The organism is Leucobacter alluvii (assembly GCF_039530485.1).
Lineage (GTDB): Bacteria > Actinomycetota > Actinomycetes > Actinomycetales > Microbacteriaceae > Leucobacter > Leucobacter alluvii.
Window position 1 is genome coordinate 414,427 of the sequence record NZ_BAAAOP010000005.1, and the last position, 22,262, is coordinate 436,688.

Annotated in this window: 22 protein-coding genes; 15 read left to right on the forward strand and 7 right to left on the reverse strand. The window is 67.7% G+C overall.

The window, feature by feature from the left end:
* The first annotated feature begins 58 nt into the window (after positions 1–58).
* The 9 genes from ABFX18_RS06445 (at position 59) to mutM (ending at position 7,383) form a co-directional block, all read left to right on the forward strand.
* A complete protein-coding gene (locus ABFX18_RS06445) occupies positions 59–961 on the forward strand; it encodes an ABC transporter permease (RefSeq protein WP_346057784.1) in 903 nt (300 codons plus the stop codon).
* Positions 962–1,001: 40 nt separating this feature from the next.
* On the forward strand, positions 1,002–2,426 hold the full coding sequence (locus ABFX18_RS06450; protein ID WP_249290696.1) for a sensor histidine kinase: 1,425 nt from the start codon (positions 1,002–1,004) through the stop codon (positions 2,424–2,426).
* The gene (locus ABFX18_RS06455) at positions 2,423–3,112 is read left to right on the forward strand and encodes a response regulator (protein WP_346057785.1); all 690 of its coding nucleotides are present in this window, start codon (positions 2,423–2,425) and stop codon (positions 3,110–3,112) included. Before ABFX18_RS06450 ends, ABFX18_RS06455 begins: the two co-directional genes overlap by 4 nt.
* Before the next feature lie 77 nt (positions 3,113–3,189).
* On the forward strand, positions 3,190–4,170 hold the full coding sequence (locus tag ABFX18_RS06460; protein ID WP_346057786.1) for a siderophore-interacting protein: 981 nt from the start codon (positions 3,190–3,192) through the stop codon (positions 4,168–4,170).
* A gap of 69 nt (positions 4,171–4,239) precedes the next feature.
* Positions 4,240–4,731 (forward strand): pantetheine-phosphate adenylyltransferase, encoded by a 492-nt coding sequence (gene coaD, locus ABFX18_RS06465; protein WP_090148411.1) that lies wholly within the window; start codon positions 4,240–4,242, stop codon positions 4,729–4,731.
* Positions 4,732–4,803: 72 nt separating this feature from the next.
* The gene (locus ABFX18_RS06470) at positions 4,804–5,388 is read left to right on the forward strand and encodes a YceD family protein (protein ID WP_090148412.1); all 585 of its coding nucleotides are present in this window, start codon (positions 4,804–4,806) and stop codon (positions 5,386–5,388) included.
* Between the two features lie 13 nt (positions 5,389–5,401).
* On the forward strand, positions 5,402–5,605 hold the full coding sequence (gene rpmF, locus ABFX18_RS06475; RefSeq protein ID WP_090148415.1) for a 50S ribosomal protein L32: 204 nt from the start codon (positions 5,402–5,404) through the stop codon (positions 5,603–5,605).
* A gap of 94 nt (positions 5,606–5,699) precedes the next feature.
* Positions 5,700–6,347: a ribonuclease III gene (rnc, locus tag ABFX18_RS06480; RefSeq protein ID WP_428833635.1), complete on the forward strand. Its 648-nt coding sequence runs from the start codon at positions 5,700–5,702 to the stop codon at positions 6,345–6,347.
* Positions 6,340–7,383, forward strand: coding sequence for a bifunctional DNA-formamidopyrimidine glycosylase/DNA-(apurinic or apyrimidinic site) lyase (gene mutM / locus ABFX18_RS06485; RefSeq protein ID WP_346057788.1), 1,044 nt, complete (start codon positions 6,340–6,342; stop codon positions 7,381–7,383). Before rnc ends, mutM begins: the two co-directional genes overlap by 8 nt.
* Here the strand turns inward: mutM and ABFX18_RS06490 are convergent.
* Both ABFX18_RS06490 and ABFX18_RS06495 read right to left on the reverse strand, forming a co-directional pair.
* A complete protein-coding gene (locus ABFX18_RS06490) occupies positions 7,327–8,424 on the reverse strand; it encodes a VirB8/TrbF family protein (protein WP_346057789.1) in 1,098 nt (365 codons plus the stop codon). The two genes, mutM and ABFX18_RS06490, sit on opposite strands and share 57 nt — an antisense overlap.
* 89 nt (positions 8,425–8,513) lie before the next feature.
* Positions 8,514–9,044: a hypothetical protein gene (locus tag ABFX18_RS06495; RefSeq protein ID WP_346057790.1), complete on the reverse strand. Its 531-nt coding sequence runs from the start codon at positions 9,042–9,044 to the stop codon at positions 8,514–8,516.
* 147 nt (positions 9,045–9,191) lie between these two features.
* Between ABFX18_RS06495 and ABFX18_RS06500 the strand changes: the two genes are divergently transcribed.
* Complete coding sequence (locus ABFX18_RS06500) at positions 9,192–9,503, forward strand: hypothetical protein (RefSeq protein ID WP_346057791.1); 312 nt, start codon at positions 9,192–9,194, stop codon at positions 9,501–9,503.
* 8 nt (positions 9,504–9,511) lie between these two features.
* Here ABFX18_RS06500 and ABFX18_RS06505 read toward each other — a convergent pair whose 3' ends face one another.
* Positions 9,512–10,093 carry a chorismate mutase gene (locus ABFX18_RS06505; protein ID WP_346057792.1) on the reverse strand — a complete coding sequence of 194 codons (582 nt, stop codon included), beginning with the start codon at positions 10,091–10,093 and terminating at the stop codon, positions 9,512–9,514.
* A gap of 56 nt (positions 10,094–10,149) precedes the next feature.
* Here ABFX18_RS06505 and ABFX18_RS06510 point away from each other — a divergent pair, with 56 nt between their 5' ends.
* The 4 genes from ABFX18_RS06510 to ABFX18_RS06525 all read left to right on the forward strand — a co-directional run bounded on the left by ABFX18_RS06510 (position 10,150) and on the right by ABFX18_RS06525 (position 17,008).
* The gene (locus tag ABFX18_RS06510; protein WP_346057793.1) at positions 10,150–10,545 is read left to right on the forward strand and encodes a DUF4260 family protein; all 396 of its coding nucleotides are present in this window, start codon (positions 10,150–10,152) and stop codon (positions 10,543–10,545) included.
* 107 nt (positions 10,546–10,652) lie between these two features.
* Entirely contained in the window at positions 10,653–14,393 is a 3,741-nt protein-coding gene (gene smc, locus ABFX18_RS06515) for a chromosome segregation protein SMC (RefSeq protein WP_346057794.1), read from the forward strand.
* A gap of 28 nt (positions 14,394–14,421) precedes the next feature.
* Positions 14,422–15,612: a hypothetical protein gene (locus tag ABFX18_RS06520; protein WP_346057795.1), complete on the forward strand. Its 1,191-nt coding sequence runs from the start codon at positions 14,422–14,424 to the stop codon at positions 15,610–15,612.
* A 100-nt stretch (positions 15,613–15,712) separates the two neighbouring features.
* Positions 15,713–17,008 carry an ABC transporter substrate-binding protein gene (locus ABFX18_RS06525; RefSeq protein WP_346057796.1) on the forward strand — a complete coding sequence of 432 codons (1,296 nt, stop codon included), beginning with the start codon at positions 15,713–15,715 and terminating at the stop codon, positions 17,006–17,008.
* 59 nt (positions 17,009–17,067) lie between these two features.
* Here ABFX18_RS06525 and ABFX18_RS06530 read toward each other — a convergent pair whose 3' ends face one another.
* The 4 genes from ABFX18_RS06530 to ABFX18_RS06545 are packed head-to-tail and all read right to left on the reverse strand — an operon-like array spanning position 17,068 to position 21,099.
* Entirely contained in the window at positions 17,068–17,832 is a 765-nt protein-coding gene (locus ABFX18_RS06530) for an ABC transporter ATP-binding protein (RefSeq protein WP_090148444.1), read from the reverse strand.
* Positions 17,829–18,785 (reverse strand): ABC transporter ATP-binding protein, encoded by a 957-nt coding sequence (locus ABFX18_RS06535; RefSeq protein ID WP_090148447.1) that lies wholly within the window; start codon positions 18,783–18,785, stop codon positions 17,829–17,831. The genes ABFX18_RS06530 and ABFX18_RS06535 overlap by 4 nt, the downstream gene beginning before the upstream one ends.
* Positions 18,778–19,764, reverse strand: coding sequence for a branched-chain amino acid ABC transporter permease (locus ABFX18_RS06540; protein ID WP_346057797.1), 987 nt, complete (start codon positions 19,762–19,764; stop codon positions 18,778–18,780). The genes ABFX18_RS06535 and ABFX18_RS06540 overlap by 8 nt, the downstream gene beginning before the upstream one ends.
* 6 nt (positions 19,765–19,770) lie before the next feature.
* A complete protein-coding gene (locus ABFX18_RS06545; RefSeq protein ID WP_346058012.1) occupies positions 19,771–21,099 on the reverse strand; it encodes a branched-chain amino acid ABC transporter permease in 1,329 nt (442 codons plus the stop codon).
* Between the two features lie 220 nt (positions 21,100–21,319).
* Between ABFX18_RS06545 and ftsY the strand changes: the two genes are divergently transcribed.
* On the forward strand, positions 21,320–22,195 hold the full coding sequence (gene ftsY / locus ABFX18_RS06550; protein WP_090148455.1) for a signal recognition particle-docking protein FtsY: 876 nt from the start codon (positions 21,320–21,322) through the stop codon (positions 22,193–22,195).
* The last annotated feature ends 67 nt before the right edge of the window (positions 22,196–22,262 follow it).

Below are 22,262 nucleotides of genomic sequence, written 5' to 3' on the forward strand. Positions count from 1 at the left end.
CCGCCCCCGGCGCTCACTCCACACTTCGATGACACCTCGACACAGAAACGAGACACCCATGACTTCCACCAACGTGATCGACGCCGGTTCGGCGCCATCGCAACCGCCAGCACGACCGCGCACGCCAGGCGGCGCGAGATCGGCAGGCGTCACCTTCGCCGGGGTGCTTCGCTCTGAGCGCATCAAACTGACATCGCTCCGAAGCATCAAGCTCACGCTGATCATCACGGTGGTGGTCGGCATCGGGTTGAGCGCCGCGATCGCTCTCCTCTTCAGCAATGAGATGCGGTCGGCCGCCGGTGGCTCGGAAGGCGCCGCATTCGGTGCCGGCGCCAGCGACCTGCAGTTCTATCTCCTCGTCGTCTCGACCTTCGCAGCACCGTTTCTCGCGCTGATCTTCGGAGTGCTCGGGGTGTTCGCGATCTCGAGCGAGTACTCGAGCGGCATGATTCTCTCGACGCTCACCGCGGTGCCGAAGCGCACCCCGGTGTTTCTCGGGAAAGCGATCGTGCTCGCCGGGGTCTCGGCGCTCACGGCGCTGGTGCTCGTCGCAGGCGGCCTCGCCGTCGCACTGATCTGCTACCCGGCGAGCGCGGCGCAGCTCGGCAGTTCCATGGTGGTCTCCGGGGTGCTCGGAACGGTCGCCTACCTCGTGCTGATCTCACTGTTCGCCTTCGGCGTCTCGGTGCTGCTGCGCTCGACCGCCGGCGGCATCGCGGTCGTGGCAGGGGTGACGTTCGTTCTGCCGATCGTGTTCCAGGTGCTGACCATGACCGGCTGGGCGTGGGTCACCACCGTCAGCGAGTTCCTCCCGGCGCAGCTGGGCACCGTGATGTCGCGCGGCATCGTCGACGTCGCCAGCGGCCCGACATTCTGGGTCGCCACGCTCGCGATGATCGTCTGGGTCGCCGCCGTCGTGCTTCCTGCCGTCGGCGTCTTCAAGCGTCGAGACGCTCACTGACCGAGAGCGATGCGGGAGGCGGGCCAGTACAGTGAACGGTATGACGCCGGACGCCGAGGTGCGCCTCCCTCGCCCGCCCGGAGTGATCCGACGGGCCTTCGCCGCGCACCCCCGCGCAGTCGACATCACGATCGTCGTCTGGTATTTCATCGGCAGCGCTCTGGGGATCAGCCTGGACATCGCCGCGTCAGCGACCTGGGACGAGGCGACGGGCTCCAGCACGTGGGCGGGCGTACCCGAGCACCTCACCTGGCCGTGGGTGCTCATCGCCGCGGCCCGCATCCTCCTCATCGCCGCGACGCTGTTGTACCGACGCCGGTTCCCGCTGCTCGGCCTCATCGTCATCGTGGTCGTCACGTTCGGCGAACAGGGGATGCAGAGCCTCGCAAACGGCGTGGCTCTCATGTTCCTGCTCTACGCGGTGCCGGTCTATCGCAGCGTCGCCGCCGGGTGGGTCGCCTACGGCATCGCCGTCGGCGGGGCACTGCTGCAGTCCGCACTGTCGTTCTGGCGCGGTACGACCGAGTTCGAGACCACGAGCCCGGCGAACCTCATCGCGGCCGACACCGGCGCAGTGCAGAGCATCGGCGAGCTGGTCACGCTGTCGGTCGTGAGCGCGATGTGGCTCCTGGCGATCCTCATGCTCGGAATCAACCTCGGCAACCGCCGCAGATACATCGCCGCGGTCATCGATCGGGCGCACCAACTGGTGCGCGAACGCGACCAGCTCGCGCAACTCGCCGTCGCGGAAGAGCGTTCGCGCATCGCTCGCGAGATGCACGACATCGTCGCCCACTCCGTGTCCGTGATGATCGCCCTCTCGGAAGGCGCGGCGCGCGCATCGGAGCGCGCGCCCGAGGCCGCAGCCGACGCGATGCGGCGCAGCGCCGAGACCGGGCGCACCGCGCTCGCCGAGATGCGACGACTGCTCGGTGCGCTGCATTCCACTGGTGAGCAGGCCGACCTCCTCCCGCAGCCCGGCGTCGAAGACCTTCCGCAGCTCGTCGACGGGTTCGTGGATGCCGGGCTCGCGGTGACGCTGCAGGTCACCGGCGAGGCGGCCGGCGACCGTGGGCAGGATCTCGCGGTCTACCGAGTGGTGCAGGAGGGGCTCACCAACGTGCTGCGGTATGCGGGAACCGGTGCGCGCGTCCGCGTGCAGGTGCAGCGCGACACTGATCGCACCACCGTGCTGGTGCGCGACTTCGGCCCGGCGCCCGGTGAGCCGCAACCGGTGGCCGGCCTCGGGTCGGGGCGCGGCCTCGCGGGGCTCGCCGAACGAGCCAGAGTATTCGGTGGCAAGATCGAATCGGGCCCGGTGGCGAGCAGCGAAGGTGGAGGATGGCGGTTGTGGGCCGTCCTTCCGGTGAGCGCCGCCGCCAGCGGAGCCGACGGATCCGCAGGGCCCCCGCCGCCGATGCAGGCCGGCCCGTCACCCGCACCGCCACGAGAGGAGCGCCGATGAGCGCAGAGGACATCCGAGTCATGCTGGTCGACGATCAAGAACTGATCCGCACCGGCTTCAAGCTGGTGCTGCTGGGGGAGCCGGGCATCGACGTGATCGCTGAGGCGGCAGACGGAGCGGCTGCGCTCGAACAGCTCGAGGCACTCGGAACGAACGGCTGCGACCTCGTGCTCATGGATGTGCGGATGCCGGGAATGAACGGCGTCGATGCGACCGCTGAGATCGTGCGCCGATTCCCCGATGTCCGCGTCGTCGTGCTCACCACGTTCGACCTCGACGAGTACGCGACCGGTGCGATCCAGGCGGGGGCGAGCGGTTTCCTATTGAAGGACGCGCGCCCGACGGAACTGATCGACGCGATCCGCAGGGTCGCTGCGGGGGACGCGGCGATGGCGCCGAGCGTCACCCGTCGGCTGCTCGATCAACTGCGCACGGGCGGAGGTGCCGGGCTCGGTGCGGGAGAAACCGCAGACCTTCCGGCGCGCGACACGGCCCTCGAAGCGCTCACGGATCGAGAGCTCGACGTCTTGCGTCTCATCGCGGAGGGCAAGAACAACGCGGAGATCAGCGCCGAGCTGTACCTCTCGGAGTCCACGGTGAAGACCCACGTCGGCCGAGTCCTCGCCAAACTGCAGTTGCGCGATCGCGTGCACGCAGTGATCTTCGCCAAGCAGCACGGGCTCTGAACGCGCTCAGCCGCCGAATTCCACTCGGAGCATCGTGCCTCGCCGATGCCCCTCGCCGATCACACAGGGAGACCCTCGTGAGCACGTCCCCATACCGCCTCTTCCATGTCGTCGTAGCCTCGGCGACGCGGCCTTCGCCCGGGTTCGTGCGCGTGGTGCTGACCGGGGAGGGTCTCGAACGCTTCGGATACGTGGGCACGGATCAGCGCGTCAAGCTGCTGCTGCCGAACCGGCGAGGTGCAATTGCGCCGCTCGGAGACGGCGACGGGTGGTACCAGTCCTGGTGCGCCCTCGACGACGACGAGAGGCCGCCGATGCGCACGTACACCCCGAGAGCGTTCTCGCACGACGAATCGGGTGCGAGGCTGACCATTGATTTCGCGCGCCACGGGGAGAACCCGGGGCCCGCCTCGGCCTGGGCGGAAGCGGCGGCCGTCGGAGATGCGCTCGTGATCCTCGGCCCCGACGCCGAGCATGGGGCGCCGAGTACGGCGGTCGGGTGGATTCCTCCGCGCGACGCGCGCCGTTTCCTGATCGTGGGCGACGATACTGCGCTCCCAGCAATCGCAGGTATCCTCGAATCGCTCGACGACGATGCCTGCGCCCGAGTGATTCTCGAGGTCGCCCATGCTTCCGACGCGTCGCTGCTTCAAGCCGGTGCGATGCGGGCAGCGGGGCGACTGGAGCTCGTGGTGCTCGAGCGCGATGATGCGGATCGCGGAGCCGCTCTCGTGGCAGCGGTGCGCGCGCTCGACACGGTGTTTCCCGGTTCGCCAGCAGATGCGCTGGGGAAGCGCGTCGACGGCTGCGAAACACGCGGGCGCGAACTGCAGGAGATCGATGTGGATCGCGAGATCCTCTGGGAGGTGCCGGGCATGGACGCCGCCACCGGAGCGCGGATCCCGATCGATGAGCGGCGCTCCGATGGCTACGCGTGGCTCGCCGGAGAGGCGGGCGCCATCAAACTGATCCGGCGCCACCTCGTCGCCGAGCGCGGCATAGACCGCCAATCCGTGGCTTTCATGGGGTACTGGCGTCGCGGGCGTGCCGAGAACTGATCGACGGCCGGCCCTCCGTATCGGTGCATTCCCAAGGAATCCTGCGGCGGTAAACCCTAGGCTGATGGCATGACGAAAATCGCTGTGGTTCCCGGCTCCTTCGACCCGGTGACGATGGGGCACCTCGACGTCATTCTCAGGGCCGCCGGCATCTTCGACGAATTGCACGTACTGGTCGTGCACAATCCCAACAAGCACGCGATGCTGCCGATCTCTGAGCGGATGACGTTGATTCAGAAGTCCCTCGACGAAGCCGGGGCGCCCCAGAACATCACGGTGGCGTCGTGGTCGGTCGGCCTGCTCGTGGACTACTGCACCGAAGTCGGCGCTTCCGTGCTGGTGAAGGGCATCCGCTCTCAGATCGATGTCTCCTATGAGACGCCGATGGCGATCATGAACCGGAGCCTCGCTGAAGTCGAGACGGTGTTCATGCTGCCCGACCCCGCTCACGCGCACGTCTCGAGCACGTTGGTGCGCCAGGTCTCTGGCATGGGCGGAGATGTGAGCCCGTATGTTCCGCCCGCTGTCGCGCGCTTCCTCGACAAGCGCCGTCCGGCGTGACGCGCGCACGGCAGTGTTTCGCCCGCCGCGGAGGAGAACGTTCGAAGGCGTAGACCGCGGTAGAATGTATCGGTGAGTAAGAGCCGAGTCTACGAGGAGAACGTTCGCGACATCATCAACCGTCCGGGGGAGATGCGAGAGCGCTCGCGCACGGTGACGGTACCGGAGAAGCTGGGCGAAAGCCTGGCGGAGATTCCGGAGGGGGTCGAACTCGACCTCGATGTGCGTCTCGAGTCCGTGCACGAGGGGATTCTCGTGTCTGCCGAGGTCGACACGACGATGCATGCGCAGTGCGGCCGATGCTTGAAAGATTTCACCACGCCGTTTCAAGTCGAGTTCCAGGAACTTTTCGCGTATACTCCTACGGAGGCCGACGAGTATGAGGTTCACGGTGATCACGTGGATCTTGAACCTCCGCTCCGAGACGCGGTAGTGCTTGCACTTCCGTTCCAGCCTGTGTGTCGTCCGGACTGCCCGGGTCTCGATCCCGAGTCCGGTGAGTTGCGCGATACCGAGGCTGCAGCGAATAACAGCGTGGAGATCGATCCTCGCTGGGCAGCGCTGGCGGGCTTTGCTCCGGAAGGAGCAGCGACCAATGCAGTCGAGGCTGAAGTAGACCACGGCTCGGGTGAGACTCCCGAGTCCGCAAGCAAGTAGGAAAGAGAGCATCATGGCTGTTCCCAAGCGGAAGATGTCGCGATCGAACACCCGTCACCGTCGTTCGGCGTGGAAGGCTACGGCACCCACCCTGGTGAAGACCGAAGAGAACGGTCGCACCGTGTACAGCCTGCCGCACCGCGCCCGCGTGGTCGAGGACTCGCAGGGCAACGCCCTGTTCCTCGAGTACAAGGGTCGCAAGGTCGCCGACGCCTGAGTTGACTCAGAGCGTTGCAGAGCCGTCGGGCTCCCCGAAAGGGGACCCCGGCGGCTTTCTCCATGCATTCGGAGTTCGGGCTGATCCCGAACTCGTGCAGCTCGCGCTCACGCACCGTTCGTGGGCGTACGAGCACGGCGGTGAGCCGCACAACGAGCGACTCGAGTTTCTCGGCGACTCCGTGCTCGGTCAAGCGGTCACAGTCGAGCTCTTCACGGCCTTTCCCGATCTGAGCGAGGGCGAGCTCGCGAAGCGCCGTGCCGCGCTGGTGTCGACGGTGGCACTTGCGGCGGTCGCCCGTCAGCACGGACTCGGCGACATGCTGCGCCTCGGCAAAGGCGAGGAGCTCACGGGCGGTCGCGACAAGGATTCGTTGCTGGCCGACGCGGTCGAGGCGATCATCGGCGCGGTGTACCTGTCGACGGATCCGGTGACGGCGACCGCGTTCGTGCTCGATCTCGTCGCGCCGCTGCTCGACGACGCGGAGCGCTTCCTCGATGCGCTCGAGGCGCTCGACCCGAAGACGTCGTTGCAGCAGGAGGCGTCTCGCCGCGGTGTGCCGCACCCCGCCTATGAGACGACCGGAACGGGGCCGGATCACGAACGCCGATATGCGTCGCGCGTGACCCTCGACGGTGTGACCGGTACGGGGGAGGGGACGAGCAAGAAGGCCGCAGAACTCGCCGCCGCGCGAGATGCGGTCACCCGACTGCGTCTTCCGGCCGCTCAGCGCCGTGCCTGAGCTCCCCGAGGTCGAAGTCGTACGCGCTGGGCTGGCCCCGGCGGTGACCGGCGCGCGCGTCGTCGCCGCCGAGGTGCGGGATCCTCGCGCACTCAAGCGGCATGTGCCCGTGTCCGGAGACGACGGCCTCGGCGGCCACGGCGTCACGCTCAGCGCCGCTGCCAGCGCCGCCCGCAGCGCGGATTTCGAGCGTCGCATCGCCGGGATCAGCCTCGGAGCACCGGAACGCCGGGGCAAGTTCATGTGGATCCCCACATCCGGTGTGATCGCCGATGGTGCGCCGCTCGCGCTCCTGGCGCACCTCGGCATGAGCGGTCAGGTGCTGCTGCGCGCGCACGACGCTGCCGACGATCGGCACGTGCGGATCCGCCTGTGGATCGAGCACCCGGAGCACGGCGAGCACCGCGTCGACTTCGCCGACCAGCGGTTGTTCGGCTCGCTTGCGCTCGACGCGCTGCGCGAGGCGAGCGATGGTCCAGGGCTCGTGCCCGCGCAGGCAGCGCACATCGCTCGCGACCCCGTCGATCCGGCGTTCGACGACGGGCGTTTCATCGCTGTGCTGCGCAACCGCAGCTCAGGAGTGAAGAAGCTGCTGCTCGACCAGACGCTGATCAGCGGTGTGGGCAACATCTACGCCGACGAAGCGTTATGGCGTGCTCGACTGCACCCGGACACCCCGGGAATCGCGATCGGCCCGCGGAAGGCCGTCGAGCTGCTCGCGGTACTGCGAGCGGTATTCGCGCAGGCGCTCAGCGAAGGCGGTACGAGTTTCGACGAGCAGTACGTGAACGTGAACGGGCAGGCCGGCTACTTCGCGCACTCGCTGCACGCCTACGGGCAGGCTGGGCGGCCGTGCGACCGCTGCGGCACGCCGATCAGGCGCGTGCCATTCGGCGGGCGGTCGAGTCACTTCTGCCCCAAGTGCCAGCGGCGCCGTCCGTCTGTTGTGCGTGACGCACGCGGCCGGGCGGGTGACCCCTCAGGGCATCGCGACGTTCAAGCCAGCGGCCCAGTCGCGGATGGCCTGGCGCTCTGATGCATCGCAGACGTAGCCTGTTCCTTGGCTTTCCGAGCCGTTGGACAGTGACCACCGGTCGTAATAGGTGAGCGCGAAGCAATCGGACATGGCTTCAACGCTGCCTTGGAACAGGCCCTGCGCGAGAAGGTCGTTGTACGCTCCGGAGTAGTCGTCGGCTCCGGCATCGTCGGCTCGCTGGTAGACATGCGAGAGTTCGTGTGTCACGAGCATCTCGTTCATCCAGGCGCTGCCCGCCTCGGTCTCCGGCAGTAAGTGGACCGTCAAGGGATCGGCTGATCGGACGCAGCCGATGTTCTCCTTGCCGGGCGTGGATGAGACGTCGCATGCCGTCGCCGCATCCCATTGGACGTCGATGAAGCCATTCCCTGCGGCATCGACAATGCTCTCGGTGAGCGAGCCCGAAGCGTTCGCTCGTCGTGACTCGGCACTCGCGATGCTCTGCTCGAGTGATGCGCGGAGGGCGGCGGCTCGCTCGGCGATCGGTCGTGCTTCGAAGATGCCGATCGTCGGATCATCCGCGCGAGTCGCATCCAGGCGGAACGTGCGGAGGTCAGCGACGAGCGGGGCGACAGGGTTGCCTTCGAGCTGAGCCGCGAGCTCGGTGATCTTCGATCGGTCTGACGTGAAGCGCGTGATCTGCTCTGCGACCGCCGGGTCCGTCGGTGTGGCAGGGGCGGGCTGGCTGTTCGGGGCGGCGGACGGAACAGGTGCACGGTCGCTCTGAGCACCAGAGGGCGCCAGTGCCGCGCCGAGTCCGAGGAACGTCACCACGCCGCCGATGGCGAGCGCGGCGACCGCGAGACAGCCGCAACCGGCGAACCACCAACCAGCGCTGCTGCGACGCGCGGGTGCTGGCGGTGCTGCGCTCGCAGGGTTCACCGTGCGCATCCACTGGATCAGTTCAGGGTACGCATTGGGGTTCGCAGCGATGTCTGAATGGAGATCCCAGCGGCGGGCCGCGATGTCCGCCAACACTCGCGGCGGCACGCCTGATGCGTTGGCCGCGGCCCGATCCGTGTCCCTCGACGCGTCGGTCATTCGTTCCTCCTGAGAGTCTCATCCGGCCGAGGGCTCGGCCCCAGTCTGCCAGTTGGCGCGGCCGGCGCCGGGCTGGTTCTTCGCGGGCGTTACCCGCCGAGTACGAGAACCGTGATGGCGGTCACTGCGATGACGATGGCGAGTCCCGCGCCGCACCCGATCGCGAGGATGGGGCCGTAGCCGAGACGCGACGACTTCGCGCCCGACTGACGGGCCGCGGCGATGAACGCAGGCCCGCCGCCGATGTGGAAGGCGCGAGCTGCGCCAGCCATGTTCATGCTCCGACCGACGTCGGCGCTCAACGCGACCTTCGGGGCGTCGATGATCCCCGCCACCGCCCCGGCGGCTCCGAATTCGATGGCGCGGTCCACCGAACTCGGGTCCGCGAGTAGTGGGTAGCTCTGTCCGCCGACCACGAGGGTGATGCGCTGCGCAGCCGACTTCACCACGGTCTCGTGCGCCGGCACGCTGAGATACCGGGTCCAACCGCTGGGGGACGCCACCCACAATGTCACGGCGCCACCGCTCACCTCCGCGCGCGCGGGCACATACTGACCGGATGCATTGTCTCCCAGGGCGCCGCTGAACACGGCGTAGGGGTGTTGGGCCGGTGTGGTCATGGCGTCCTGCTCTCCAGTGGGCTCGGGAATGCGGCAGCCGCACCCGTTCAGCGTAGGGCAGGGAGGGGATGAGCGCCCGGCTGCCCTGCGTTGCAGCACGTGCGGACTGATTACTTCGTGCCCTAACTAATCTGATAGGCTGCACACGTGCGTGAACGAAAACGGCGGCTGTGGCATGCGACTCCCTGGGATGGTCAGCCGGGCTTCTGGGCCGCCTGGCGACGCTTCTTCTATCAGTTCGAGGGCACCGCTCAGCTCGGTGATCCCAATGAGCCGGCATACGTGCCGCCCGCGAACCCGAAATGCCCGATCTGTCGGCACCCGATGAGCGACCACCAATTCGATCGCGGGGGGCCGGGAAAGCCGACCTACGTGAAGTGCCCGAAGGGTGGATCCGCCGTGCAGTCCGAGCCGCTGGAGCACCCAGACGAGTCCACGAACCGGCAGGGGTCGCACTAACGCGTCGCTCAGCGAACGCGGTTCAGGAGTTCGATCACGCGTTCGAGCTCCGCCTGGTCGACGTCGTCCAGTTCCTCCGCGCCATCGGCCGCGGTGACGGCGGCTGCGAGCACGATCTCCGCCTCAGCGGCTCGGGCCGACGCGATGAGCAGCTCGCCGAGAGCGGATGCGGCGCGCAGACGGAGCGGTAGGTCGGACGTGATCTCGAGCAGCTGGCTGAGCTCACTGGTCGCCACCAGCGCGTCGCCCTGATCGGCCAATGACAGGGCGCGCTGCAGCAGCAGCTCGGGGTTCTCCGACCGACTGGCCGCCCCGCGATGCGCGTCGAGCTCCAGCGAGACGTATGCGGAGATGAGCGCACGATACGCGGACTCGACCACCTCGGGCGATGCTCCGGCTTCCGAGGCGAGCAAGCGCACCTTCGCGATCACCTGCTCGACCCGTGCAGGCGCCCGCACGGCGGCCTCGTCGGTCTTCAGCGATCCTGCGCGCAGCACCCACTGCTGACGCTCGGCGAGGAGCGCGACGATACGGCGGTCGATGGCATCGATCTGGCTGCGGACCTCGGCGAGGCGATCGGGCTCGGTCATACGGTCAGCGTACTGGGCAGCGGGCGTGCGGGAGCGAAGCTCGTAGACTGGGAGCCATGAATCTGATGCGTCTGAGTTGGGGAATGGGCGCCGCGGTCTGGTTCGCCGTCACCGTGCTCGTGTGCGTCGCGCTCGGGCCCGCCGCCGTGATCGTAGCCCTGGCGTTCGGGCTCGGACCCGATGTCGCGCTCATCGGCGCGTTCGCCGAGCGCGGCAGGCTGAAGCCGACGCGCGTGCGTCTGTACAACACGCTGCACACGATGACGCTGCCGATCGTGCTGCTCGTGATCGGGTCGGTGACGTTCTTCATCACCGGCGGCATCGACGGCGGCTTCATCTACATCGCGCTCGCCGGCGCTGCCTGGTTCGTGCACATCGCAGCCGACCGCGCCTTCGGGTTCGGCTTTCGCGATTCCGACGGCTCGATCATCCCGGTCGGCTTCGTCGTCTAGCGCGCGGGTGCGAATCCGTCCGTCGGGGGAGTGCCACGCTCGTCAGGATCGAGCTGTGCCATACAGTAGGCACCAGCGTCCGCGAGGGTGAACGGAAGGGAGACGGCGTGCATCTGAAGAGCCTCACGCTCAAAGGCTTCAAGTCTTTCGCACAGCCGACCACATTCCAGTTCGAGCCCGGCGTCACCGCGATCGTCGGGCCGAACGGCTCGGGCAAGTCGAACGTCGTGGATGCGCTCGCCTGGGTCATGGGGGAGCAAGGCGCGAAGACGCTCCGGGGCGGGAAGATGGAAGACGTCATCTTCGCGGGGACTTCGACGCGCGGGCCGCTGGGACGCGCCGAGGTGAAGCTCACCATCGACAACTCCGACGGGGCGCTGCCCATCGAGTACACCGAGGTGACGATCAGCCGCACGCTCTTCCGCAACGGCTCGAGCGAGTACGCGATCAACGGCGACGCGTGCCGATTGCTCGACGTGCAGGAACTGCTGAGCGACTCCGGTCTGGGCCGAGAGATGCACGTGATCGTCGGGCAGGGCCAGCTCGACGCCGTGCTGCGGGCGACCGCGGAGGATCGGCGGGGGTTCATCGAAGAAGCCGCCGGGATCCTGAAGCATCGGCGCCGCAAGGAGCGCACGCTGCGCAAGCTCGAGGCGATGGAGACGAATCTCACCCGCCTCAACGATCTCGCCGGGGAGATCCGGCGACAGCTGAAACCACTCGGCAGACAGGCGGAGGTGGCGCGCGCGGCCCAGGGGATCGCAGCCGAGGTGCGGGACGCGAAGGCGCGTCTGCTCGCCGACGACGTGCACCGCCTGCGTACGGAGCTCGACGCGCTCACCCGCGATGAGGCAGAGCAGCACTCGGAGCGCATCGTGCTGCAAGAGCAGGTGGAGCAGAAGCAGCTGCGCATCCAGCGATTGGAGCAGAGCCAGCAGAGCGACGAGCTCGACGCCGCACGGCGCGTCACCATCGGTCTCGAATCGGTGCAGTCGAAGCTTCGCGGTCTCTACGCGCAGACGCAGCAGCGACTCACGTTCCTCGCGACGCAGGCCGAGGCGCCTGAGCAGACGCATCGGGTGACTCGCGCATCGGTCGACGAAGCCGGCGAGGAGGTCGAGCGGCTCGAAGCACTCATCCCGGAGGCCGAGGTCGCGTGGCAGCGCGCAGGGGCGGCGACGCGTACGGCGCAGCAGGCCCTCGACGCAATCGACGAGCACATCGCAGCCCAGAGCGAGCTCATCTCACGGCACGACCTGCAGCTGTCTCAGCTGAGGGGCCGTGCAGCGGCAGCGGAGCAGAAGCGCGCGACGGTGGCGCAGGAGGTCGAACGGGGCGAGCACGCCGTCGCCCAAGCCGAATCCCGCGCCGAGCAGGCCCGCCGCGAGCTCGCCGGGTTCGAGGAGCGCGAGGAACTCGGCAGCGACGCGGAGAACGACGGTTCGGGCGAAGAGCAGGACGAGGCGTACCGCGCGGCGCAGGAACGACAGGCCGCCGCCGAGCTGCGACGGGACGAAGTGCGGGATCAGCTGCACCGTCTCGAGCAGGAACTCGCTGGCCTCGACGCCCGGGTGAGTGCGCTGACCCGCTCGCTCGATCAGCGCGATGCCTCGGCGGCACTCCTCGCAGAGGCCCCCGACGGCATCACCGGTCGCGTCGCCGATCACGTCCGCGTGGCGGAGGGGTTCGAATCGGCGATCGCCGCGGCGCTCGGCACATTCGCCGATGCGCTGCTCGCGGAGCACTTGGATGCCGCCGGCCGCGCCGTGGAGCGGGCGCGCGAGCAGGATCTCGGACGACTGCGAGCCGTGATCGCCGATGCCGAGAAGCGCGATCGCGCCCCGGAGACGAACGCCTCGGCGCCCGAGGTCGCGGGCGCGACGCGCGCATCCGACGCGCTGCTCGATGCACCGCCCGGCGTGCGGGCGCTGCTCGAGCGAAGCTTCATCGCGTCGAACCTGGAGACCGCAGTCGCCGCAGCATCCGAGCTGGGCGGACACTGGCCGAACGGCGGCTTCACCGTCGTGACGGCCGCGGGCGACGTCGTCACGGCGAATACCCTCAGCGGTGGATCGACCCTCGCGCCCTCTCGTATCGAGCTGACTGCTGAACTCGAGCAGGCCGCCCTGAACCGGTCGTCGGTCGCGGCGGCCGTCGCGGAGCACGAGGCAGAACTCGACGAGTTGCGCGCGGCGTCGGTGCAGGCGAAGTCGGACGCCCAGCGGGCGTTCGCCGAGCTCCGTGCAGCGGATGCGCGTCTTGCTGAGATCTCGAAGGAGCGCAATCGGCTGTCAGCGCGTTCGGAATCTGCGGCGGCCGAAGCCGAGCGCGCGCGGCAAGCACTCGCTGCCGTTGCCGAAGCCGCCGGAGGCGCCGCGGCGGAAGCCGAGCGCGCGGCGCACGTGTTGGAGGAGGCAGCGTCTCAGCCGCGGCCGATGCTCGATGCGAGTCAGCGCGAGAGTGTGTTGCAGGAGGTCGAGCAGGCCCGCGCTCTCGAGCTCGAGGCGCGCCTGGCGCTCGAGACCGCGCGCGAGCGCGCGAGAGCCGCCGCGGTGCATCGCAAGACGCTCGGCGAGCAACTCGAAGCCGAGCGCCGAGCGGCGGAAGAAGCTGCACGGCGGTCGGTGCTGCGCGCACGGCAGGTGGCCCAGGCAGAGCGTGTCGGCGGGCTGCTTCCCGCCATCCTCGACGCGTGCGACCGCTCGCTCGCAGAGGCGCGCCTCGCTCAGCAGCACGCGGAGCGGGAACGAGCGCGGCACAGCCAGGAACTCACACTGCTGCGGGCGGAGGAGTCCGGCCTGCGCCAGAAACTGCAAACGCTCGCCGAGCGAGTGCATGGCGCCGAGCTGAAGAGCTACGAGCGCAAGCTGCAGCTCTCATCGCTCCTCGAGCGATCGGGCAACGAACTCGGTCTCGTCGAGGACGTGTTGATCGCGGAGTACGGACCGGAGGTGCCGATTCCGGAGCCGCACCCGGTCGACGCCGCGGAGCCTTCTCGCACCGACGCAGCCGTTGAGCATCCGCAGTACGCCAACGATCTCGAAGCGCAGCTCGCCGCCGAACTGGGGTTGGACGCCCGTGCCGAGGCCGACTTCGCAAGCTCTGCAAGCTCTGAGAGGTCCGCGACGAACGATGCGCAGGCCGAACGCGAACCCGCTTCCAGCCCGCCCGTGCCGACGCGGCCGTTCGTGCGGGCCGAGCAGGAGCGCCGCCTCGCACAGGCCGAGCGCCGGCTCGCCGAGCTCGGGCGCATCAATCCGCTCGCACTCGAGGAGTTCGCAGCGCTCGAGCAGCGGCACAGCTTCCTCAGCGAGCAGCTCCAAGACCTCTCCAGGACGCGCGCCGATCTCATGGCGATCATCGAGGAACTCGATCACAAGATGCAGGGCATCTTCGCGGCGGCCTTCGAGGACACCCGAGCCGCGTTCGCCGAGGTCTTTCCCATTCTCTTCCCGGGAGGCTCCGGAGAGATCACGCTGAGCGATCCCGACGACCTGTTGCAGACCGGCATCGACATCGCCGTGCGGCCGGCCGGGAAGAAAGTGGAGCGCATGTCGCTCCTCTCCGGCGGCGAGCGCTCACTCGCAGCGGTGGCGTGGTTGATGGCGATCTTCCAGGCGCGTCCGAGCCCGTTCTACATCGTCGACGAGGTCGAAGCCGCTCTCGACGATGCGAATCTCGGCCGCCTCCTGCAGGTCTTCGAGCGCCTGCGGGAGAACTCGCAGCTGATCATCATCACCCATCAGAAGCGCACGATGGAGATCGCCGACGCTCTGTACGGTGTGTCGATGCGGCAAGACGGAATCTCCGCTGTTGTCGGTCAGCGCGTGGGGCAAGTGGTGGCCTGAGCCGTGCGGCTCACGGCATGATGGAGCGATGACACCGGACGAGTTGCTCGCAGGTCCTCGGGGGCGGCGTCTGTGCCTCGAACTCGCGCGCGCCACGATCTCCGCATTGCCCGAGGGTCACGCCGATGCGGTGCGCTGGCGAGATGGAGTGTTCTGGGCGGGTGTGCTGCTGAGCCCGCCCTCCGACGCGCCTCGAGTCGTGCTCTATGCGCCGACGTCACCCGGTGAAGACGCGTCAGCCCCGCCACCCGAACCGTCGCGCGATGGTGTCGTCTCCGACGCGCTCGACGCGATCGCGCGAGTTCCGCTCCCCGAGCTCACCGCGGCGATGCTGCTCGAGGCCGTGACGGAGGCCGTGGACGCGGCGATGTACTGGCAGGCTCCGAATGGAGACGACGTGCTCGCGGCGATGCCGGATGCGAGGGCGGGCTTGCGCAGGTTCGCCGCACTCGTGACCGATGCCCCGCACAGCGCGTGGTGGTCGCGCGGTGTGCTCGACACCCCGCAGTTCGCAGTCATGTGGGATCCGCTGGAGCCCGCACCCGCAGCGCCTGCCGCAGAGCCGACCGAGCTGCCACTCGAGGATCTCAGCTCGTACTACGCCGGCTTCATGCTGACCGCATGGCGAGCCGAGCGGCGAGCGGCGGAGGCGCGGAGCGTTGCCGAGCTGCAGGATGATCCGGAAGGTTCGAGCGGGGAGTGGTGGTCGTTCCCGCCCGCGGGCGCGCTCGATACGACGGCTTCCATTCCCGGGTTCGGCCCTGCGGGCCTGTATCTGAAAGAGGACTCGCATGGCTGGGAGGCGGCGGCCGTCGTCCCGATCGAGCCGCACCCGGCGTCTCGCGTCTTCCGGATCACGGGCACTGAGGACTGGGCAGCGCTCTGCGCAGCCTACCCGCTCGATGTCTCGGCGCAGATGCGCTACGTCTGGGGAGAGACCACCGGGCGCATCGGAGCGTGGGTGATGCCGGACTGGGCGCGAGTCGGCGAACGATGGGACGCGGTGCACCTGGGGGTGGACGGCTACCTCAGCAGCGCCGGCCGCGCCATCGACTGCGGGAACGGACGCGGGAGCGTGATCGCCGGCTGGGGCCCGGGAGTGACGTACTGGTTGAGCGACGTCGTACGCCCCGGTGACGGCGCCGAGCGCTGGGCCCGCTCCGAACCCGAGACCCATGTCAACGTGCACGCGTGGGCCCGCGTTGTTACGACTTGGTGACGCCTCGAACCGCGTGTTCTAAGGGGGCCGCCCAGCAGACTATGCTCGGATCAACGCTCCAGCGTCGGGGCGTCATTTTCTGCTTCAGAAAGGTGCACCAATGAAGGTTCACTCCAAGACATCCGTTGGCGTACTCGCGCTGGTCGCGAGCGCAGCGCTCGTGCTCTCCGGCTGCTCGTCGAGCGGCGAATCCGAGCCGACCGAATCGAGCGGTGAGGGCGGTGGCGGCAGCAGTGAGGCGCTGCAGATCGCCACCCTGCTGCCCCAGACCGGTTCGCTCGGATTTCTCATGCCGCCGGTCCAGGCCGGAATCGCCCAGGCGCTCTCCGACATCAACGGCGCCGGGGGCGTGCTCGGCCAAGACGTCGAGATCGTCGCCGAGGCGAACGAGGGCGACGCGAGTGACCTGACGGTCGTCGAGAAGGGCGCTGACGACGTCATCTCGAGCGGTGCGTCATTCGTGCTCGGCGCGATGGGGTCGGGGCGCAGCCAGCACGTCGTCGATCGCGTCGCGGAGGCCGGCATCCTGATGGGCTCGCCGTCGAACACCTCGGCCGATCTCAGCGGGATCAGCCCCAACTACTTCCGCACCGCACCGCCCGACACGGTGCAGGGCGATGCGCTCGGGAATCAGATCGTCTCCGACGGCGTCACCAGCGTCGCCTTCCTCACCTTCAACGACCCGTACGGCCTCGGTCTGCGCGATGTCATACAGGAGACGGTCGAGGCGGCAGGAGGTGAGGTCGTCTACGGCGGCAAGGGCGACGGCAACGAGTTCCCGGTCGAGCAGACCTCGTTCGCCTCCGAGATCACCGCCGCGAAGGATTCGGGCGCTGAGGCCATCGTCGTCGTGACGTACGACCAGTTCAAGCAGATCGTCCCGGAGGCCGTGAACCAGGGGCTCGACCTCTCGACGTTCTACCTGGTCGACGGCAACGCGAACGGGTACGAGAGCGATTTCGAGGCAGGAACGCTCGAGAACGCCCAGGCGTCGATTCCCGGCGCTCAGGCGAACGACGACTTCCAGGCGCAGCTGAAGGACATCTACGCTGCCGAGTACGACGGCGAGCTCGAGAGCTTCACCTACGCGCCGGAGGCGTACGACCTGGTCACCCTGGTCGCGCTGGCGGCGGAGAAGGCGGGCTCGACTGATTCCGCGGCGATCCAGGAGAACCTGCACGCCGTTTCCGGCAGCGAGGGCGGCGAAGAGTGCTCCACCTTCGAGGAATGCGCGAAGCTGATCGCAGACGGTTCCGACATCCAGTACGTCGGTAAGGCGGGTACGGGGCCGCTGAACGACAACAACGATCCTTCGTCGGCCTTCATCGGCATCTACAAGTACGACGGAACGAACAACCCGGTGTTCCAGAAGGCGGTCGAGGGCCAGACGGAGTAACCGCAGCGGAAGCGAAGAGCCCCTGGCGCCGTACGGGCGCCAGGGGCTCGTTCATGTCCTCACCGCTCGCCGGGGGCCGACTTCTTCTCGACATCGGCGGCGAGCGTGCCGAGGTACAGCTCGATCACCTTCGGATCGTTCGCGAGCTCGCGGCCGGGGCCCTCGTACGAGTTGCGCCCCTGATCGAGCACGTAGGCGCGATCGCAGATCTGCAGACAGCGGCGCGCGTTCTGCTCCACCATGATGATGGTGACGCCGGTCTTGTTGATCTGCCGGGTGCGGATGAACGTCTCGTCCTGCCGCACGGGGGAGAGCCCCGCGCTCGGCTCGTCGAGGAGCAGCACCTTCGGGTTCATCATGAGCGCTCGGGCCATGGCTACCGATTGCCGCTCGCCGCCCGACAACGATCCGGCGCGCTGCCGGCGGCGATCCGCGAGCATCGGGAAGAGCTCCCACATCTCTTCCGCGCGGGCCGCGAACGCTTTCGGCTTGAGGAAGAGCCCCATCTGCAGGTTCTCCTCGATGCTCAACGAGGGGAAGACGTTGTTGGTCTGAGGGACGAACCCGATGCCTTTGCGCACGAGATGATTCGTGGACGTGTGCGTGATGTCGTCGCCGTCGAGCGTCACTGCGCCCTCGCGAATGTTCACGAGCCCGAAGAGCGCCTTGAGCAGTGTCGACTTGCCGGCGCCGTTGGGGCCGATGATGCCGATGAGTTCGCCGGAGTACGCCTCGAGCGTGCACCCGTTCAGAATGTTGATGCCGGGAAGGTACCCGGCGGTGAGATTGTCGGCCTTGATCACCAGAGGGGCAGCAGTGTTCATCGGGTCTCCTCTTCGACCTCGGTGGCGATGGCTCGGATCACTCCGGTGGTCAGCACGTCGTCGTCGCCGAGGTCCCGGTCGTGGTGCGCCCCGAGGTAGGCGTCGACGACGGCTTCGCTCGCCATCACCTGTTCCGGCTCGCCTTCGGCGATGATGGTGCCCTGCGCCATGACGACGACCCAGTCGGAGATGTGACGCACCATATGCATGTCGTGCTCGACGAAGAGCACGGTGGTGCCTTCGTCGCGCAGCGCCTGGATGTGATCGAGCAGGCTCTGAGTGAGCGCGGGATTCACTCCCGCCATCGGTTCGTCGAGCATGATCATCGCGGGGTTCGACATCAACGCGCGCGCCATCTCGAGCAGCTTCTTCTGGCCTCCCGAGAGATCGCCGGCCATGTCATCGCGTTTCGTGTCCAGCTTGAACCGGGCGAGGAGCTCGTCGGCGCGCGCGATGTTCTCGCGCTCGCGCTTCGCCCAGAGCGGTTTGATGAGCCCGACGAACAGGTTCTCGCCCGGCTGGTCGTTCGCGCCGATGAGCATGTTCTCGAGCACGGTCATGCGCGACAGCGCCTTGGTGAGCTGGAACGTGCGGACCATTCCGGATCGCGCCACTTGCGAAGCGCCGGTGCGATTGAGTGCCTTGCCGTTGAACGTCCAGGTCGCGTCGCCGCCGCCGATGAGACGTTTGCCGTTCGACGGCCGGTCGAAACCGGTGATGAGGTTGAAGAACGTGGTCTTGCCTGCGCCGTTCGGGCCGATCAGCGCCGTGATCGCGCCGCGCTGCACCTCGAGATGATCGACCTTCACCGCCTGCAGTCCGCCGAATCGGCGCACGATGCTGTCGACCGAGAGAATCGGATCGGGCTTCGCAACGCCCGGCACCTGATCGAGGGTCGCGAGCTCCGCTCGCAGCGCGGCCCGGTCGCTGGGGTAGTTCTGCGCGTCAGACATTGAACGACAGCTCCTTCTTATTGCCGAGTATGCCTTGCGGTCTGAAGACCACCAGCAGGATGAGCGAGATGCCGATCAGAATCCAGGCCAGCTGTTCGGTCTGCTGCGCGCTCAGCACCGACGCAGGCACGAACTCACCGGCGAGGCTCGTGAGCACGAGCCTGATCACGAAGAACAGGATGCTGCCGAGCAGCGGGCCGAAGATGGTCGCGGCGCCGCCGAGGAGCATGATCATCCAGAGGTTGAACGTCGTGGGTCGCCCCATGGAATCGGGCTGCATCGCGGCGGGGAGTGCCATGACGATTCCGCCGAAGGCGCCCATCACGCCGCCGAGGATGAGGGCCTGCAACTTGTAGGCGAAGGAGCTCTTGCCGAGACTGCGCACCGCGTCCTCGTCTTCGCGGATGCCCTTGAGCACACGGCCCCAAGGGCTCCGCACGAGCGCCCAGGTGATGAGGATGAAGAGTGCGACGAGGCCCCACGCCACCAGCCTCGTCCACCAGTCGTCGACCCCGGTGTTCGCGTAGGTGAGTCCGAGGATCGTCGTCTTCCCCTCGGGAAGCGGCGAGAGCTCGGTGAAGACGTGCCGGTACTTCTGGCCGGGGATTCCCGTCGGCCCACCGGTGATGTCCTGCAGTGCCGCCAGTTTCACGACCATGCGGATGATCTCCGCCGCACTGATCGTGACGATCGCGAGATAGTCGCCGCGCAGTTTGAGCGTCGGGATGCCGAGGATGAGTGCGAACAGCACAGCGGCGAGGATCGCGATGAGCATCGCCGTCCAGAAGCTTGCTCCGAGCACCACGGACACGCCGAAGCCGTACGCGCCGACGAGCATGAAGCCGGCCTGCCCCATGTTCATGAGGCCGGTGAAGCCGAAGTGCACATTGAGGCCGATGGCGGCGAGTACGAACGCCGCGGTGGTGGGGGAGAGCGCGGTCTGCAGGATGCTCTGCAGGAGTCCAGTCCAGAATTCCATGATGTCCTAGCCGATCCGCTCTTTGCGTCCGAAAATGCCCTGCGGTCTGACCAGCAGGATCAGGATGAGGAGGAGCAGTGCGCTCGCGTACTTGAGGTCGCCGGGAAGCCAGATGTTCGTGAGCTCGACGATCATCCCGATGATCATCGACCCGACGAACGCCCCGAACGCGGTGCCCAGCCCGCCGAGCGTGACGGCGGCGAAGAACATGAGCAGCATCGTGCCGCCCGTGAACCAGTTGAGGCCGTTGAAGACGAGCCCGAAGAACACGCCTGCGAGCCCGGCGAGTCCGCCCCCGACCACCCACACGATGTTGATGACGCGATCCACGTCGATGCCCGAGGCTCGTGCGAGCGCCGGATTATCGGAGATCGCGCGCGTCGCGCGACCGAACCGGGTGTACATGAGACCGAGCCCGACCGCGATGATCGCGAGGAGAGACACGCCCATGGCGACGTACGACTGCGTCGTCAGCGTGACGCCGGCGATCGTGATGGTCTCCGCCGTGCTCTTGTCGATGCGCACGACGCCGGAGCCGAAGAAGAACTGGAAGGTGTACTGCAGTGTGATCGAGAGCCCGATCGAGACGATCATCAGCTGCATGAGGCTGAGACGGCGCTTGCGCAGCGGTTTCCAGAGCACTTTGTCTTGCACCCAGCCGAAGCCCGCGCAGGCGATCACCGCGAACAGCCCGGCGAGCCAGAGATTCCCCGTCAGGCCCATGAACGCTGCGGCCAGCAAGCCGCCCATCGTGACCATCTCTCCCTGGGCGAAGTTGCTGAGACCCGTCGTGCCGAATACGAGCGAGAGCCCGAGCGACGCGAGGGCGATGAGCAGGCCCATGCGGATGCCGGAGACGAACTGCTGCCAGAAGCGTGGCCACGAGAACGCGTCGGCCGAGGAGGCCGCGGAGGCGGGCTTCGCGTCTGCATCATCGCCCCCGGTCTCAGGTGCGGTGTTCGCGGCTTCCGGGTCGTCCGTCAGGGGGAACAGCGCGCTCGCGGTGTTGTGCAGGGAGACTTCGACCTCGCGTTCGCCCGCCGACTTGAAGAACTGGCCCTCCGGCAGCGTGGTCTCGTCGATCGCCACGGTGTAGGTGCCGGCCTCCGTCGCGCTGAACACCCAGCGCCCGGCGTCATCCGTCGTCGCCGTCGATTCGGCCCCCGCTCCGCTGAGCGTGACTTCGATACCGGCCGCCGGCTCGCCGCTGCTCAGCTTTATGACGCCCTGCACGCAGCCGGTGGCGGGGTCGGGCTCGCAGGTGTCGGCCGCATGAGCCGGAACTGCCGAGAGTGCGGCGCCGAACAGGACGAGAACGGTACTGAGCACCAGCATCAGGATTCCCCTGATGGGCATTCGTCTGCGGTGCAGAGTGGGGTTCACCGGACCTCCATTGGTCGTTGAACGGTCGAGACGACGAGTGCGCCCTGACAACAGTGTCGCCCAAATATATACCGACACATCGCCCGCACGTACGCATTGTGGGTCCCGGACAAAAATTCATCCAGGATCGGGGGCTCGAATGCGCGTCTGCGGTCGGCGGTAGTCTGGGGACATGGCAGAGCGATCCTGGTCTTTCTCGAAAGCATTCCGCAACATCTTCAGCGGGCCCGAGCTCATCACGGACGAGACCTGGGACGACCTCGAGACGGCCTTGATCACCGCGGACTTCGGTCCCGATGTCACCGACTCCATCCTCGATGCGCTCCGCGCCGACGTGGAGCGTCATCGCGTCACGGAGGTGGCAGAGATGCGGCGCATGCTGCGCGACGCGATCGAGGAGCGCCTCGCCGCCTACGATCCGACGCTGCGCCTCTCCGAACGCCCGGCCGTGATTCTCGTCGTCGGCGTCAACGGCGTCGGCAAGACGACGACGATCGGCAAGTTCGCCAAGTACCTGACCGCCTTCGACAAGCGCGTGCTCGTCGGTGCGGCCGACACGTTCCGCGCGGCCGCCGTCGAGCAGCTCGCCACCTGGGCGGATCGCGCCGGCGTCGACATCGTGAAACCGCAGCAGGCGGGGCAGGATCCGGCTTCCGTCGCGTTCCAGACGGTGCAGCGGGCCATCGACGCCGACTACGAGATCGCCATCATCGACACCGCCGGCCGACTGCAGACCAAGGGCGGGCTCATGGACGAGCTCGGCAAGGTGCGACGTGTCATCGAGAAGCAGGCTCCGGTCTCCGAGGTGCTCCTCGTGCTCGACGCGACGACCGGTCAGAACGGTCTGGCGCAGGCGGAAGCTTTCATCCAGCACGCCGGCGTCACCGGGCTCGTGCTCACGAAGCTCGACGGCTCGGCGAAGGGCGGGTTCGTGCTCTCGGTGCAGGAGAAGACGGGCCTCCCGGTCAAGCTGATCGGGCAGGGCGAGGGCATCGGAGACCTCACCGGATTCACGCCGCACGTGTTCGCGCAGCAGTTGATCGGCTGAGTCCCTCCGCTGCCGCTCCGAGGCCCTGTTCGCCCTGCGCGAAATGTGCAGCGCACCTGCCGTACGA

What these genes read in the sequence shown, in the direction of transcription:
- ABFX18_RS06455 (WP_346057785.1), top strand. Translation starts at nt 2,423, where the DNA reads ATGAGCGCAGAGGACATCCGAGTCATGCTGGTCGACGATCAAGAACTG.
- ABFX18_RS06450 (WP_249290696.1), top strand. Translation starts at nt 1,002, where the DNA reads ATGACGCCGGACGCCGAGGTGCGCCTCCCTCGCCCGCCCGGAGTGATC.
- coaD (WP_090148411.1), top strand. Translation starts at nt 4,240, where the DNA reads ATGACGAAAATCGCTGTGGTTCCCGGCTCCTTCGACCCGGTGACGATG.
- rpmF (WP_090148415.1), top strand. Translation starts at nt 5,402, where the DNA reads ATGGCTGTTCCCAAGCGGAAGATGTCGCGATCGAACACCCGTCACCGT.
- ABFX18_RS06445 (WP_346057784.1), top strand. Translation starts at nt 59, where the DNA reads ATGACTTCCACCAACGTGATCGACGCCGGTTCGGCGCCATCGCAACCG.
- ABFX18_RS06535 (WP_090148447.1), bottom strand. Translation starts at nt 18,785, where the DNA reads ATGTCTGACGCGCAGAACTACCCCAGCGACCGGGCCGCGCTGCGAGCG.
- ABFX18_RS06530 (WP_090148444.1), bottom strand. Translation starts at nt 17,832, where the DNA reads ATGAACACTGCTGCCCCTCTGGTGATCAAGGCCGACAATCTCACCGCC.
- ABFX18_RS06505 (WP_346057792.1), bottom strand. Translation starts at nt 10,093, where the DNA reads ATGACCGAGCCCGATCGCCTCGCCGAGGTCCGCAGCCAGATCGATGCC.
- ftsY (WP_090148455.1), top strand. Translation starts at nt 21,320, where the DNA reads ATGGCAGAGCGATCCTGGTCTTTCTCGAAAGCATTCCGCAACATCTTC.
- ABFX18_RS06545 (WP_346058012.1), bottom strand. Translation starts at nt 21,099, where the DNA reads ATGCTGGTGCTCAGTACCGTTCTCGTCCTGTTCGGCGCCGCACTCTCG.
- ABFX18_RS06520 (WP_346057795.1), top strand. Translation starts at nt 14,422, where the DNA reads ATGACACCGGACGAGTTGCTCGCAGGTCCTCGGGGGCGGCGTCTGTGC.
- ABFX18_RS06540 (WP_346057797.1), bottom strand. Translation starts at nt 19,764, where the DNA reads ATGGAATTCTGGACTGGACTCCTGCAGAGCATCCTGCAGACCGCGCTC.
- ABFX18_RS06525 (WP_346057796.1), top strand. Translation starts at nt 15,713, where the DNA reads ATGAAGGTTCACTCCAAGACATCCGTTGGCGTACTCGCGCTGGTCGCG.
- ABFX18_RS06490 (WP_346057789.1), bottom strand. Translation starts at nt 8,424, where the DNA reads ATGACCGACGCGTCGAGGGACACGGATCGGGCCGCGGCCAACGCATCA.
- ABFX18_RS06510 (WP_346057793.1), top strand. Translation starts at nt 10,150, where the DNA reads ATGAATCTGATGCGTCTGAGTTGGGGAATGGGCGCCGCGGTCTGGTTC.
- ABFX18_RS06495 (WP_346057790.1), bottom strand. Translation starts at nt 9,044, where the DNA reads ATGACCACACCGGCCCAACACCCCTACGCCGTGTTCAGCGGCGCCCTG.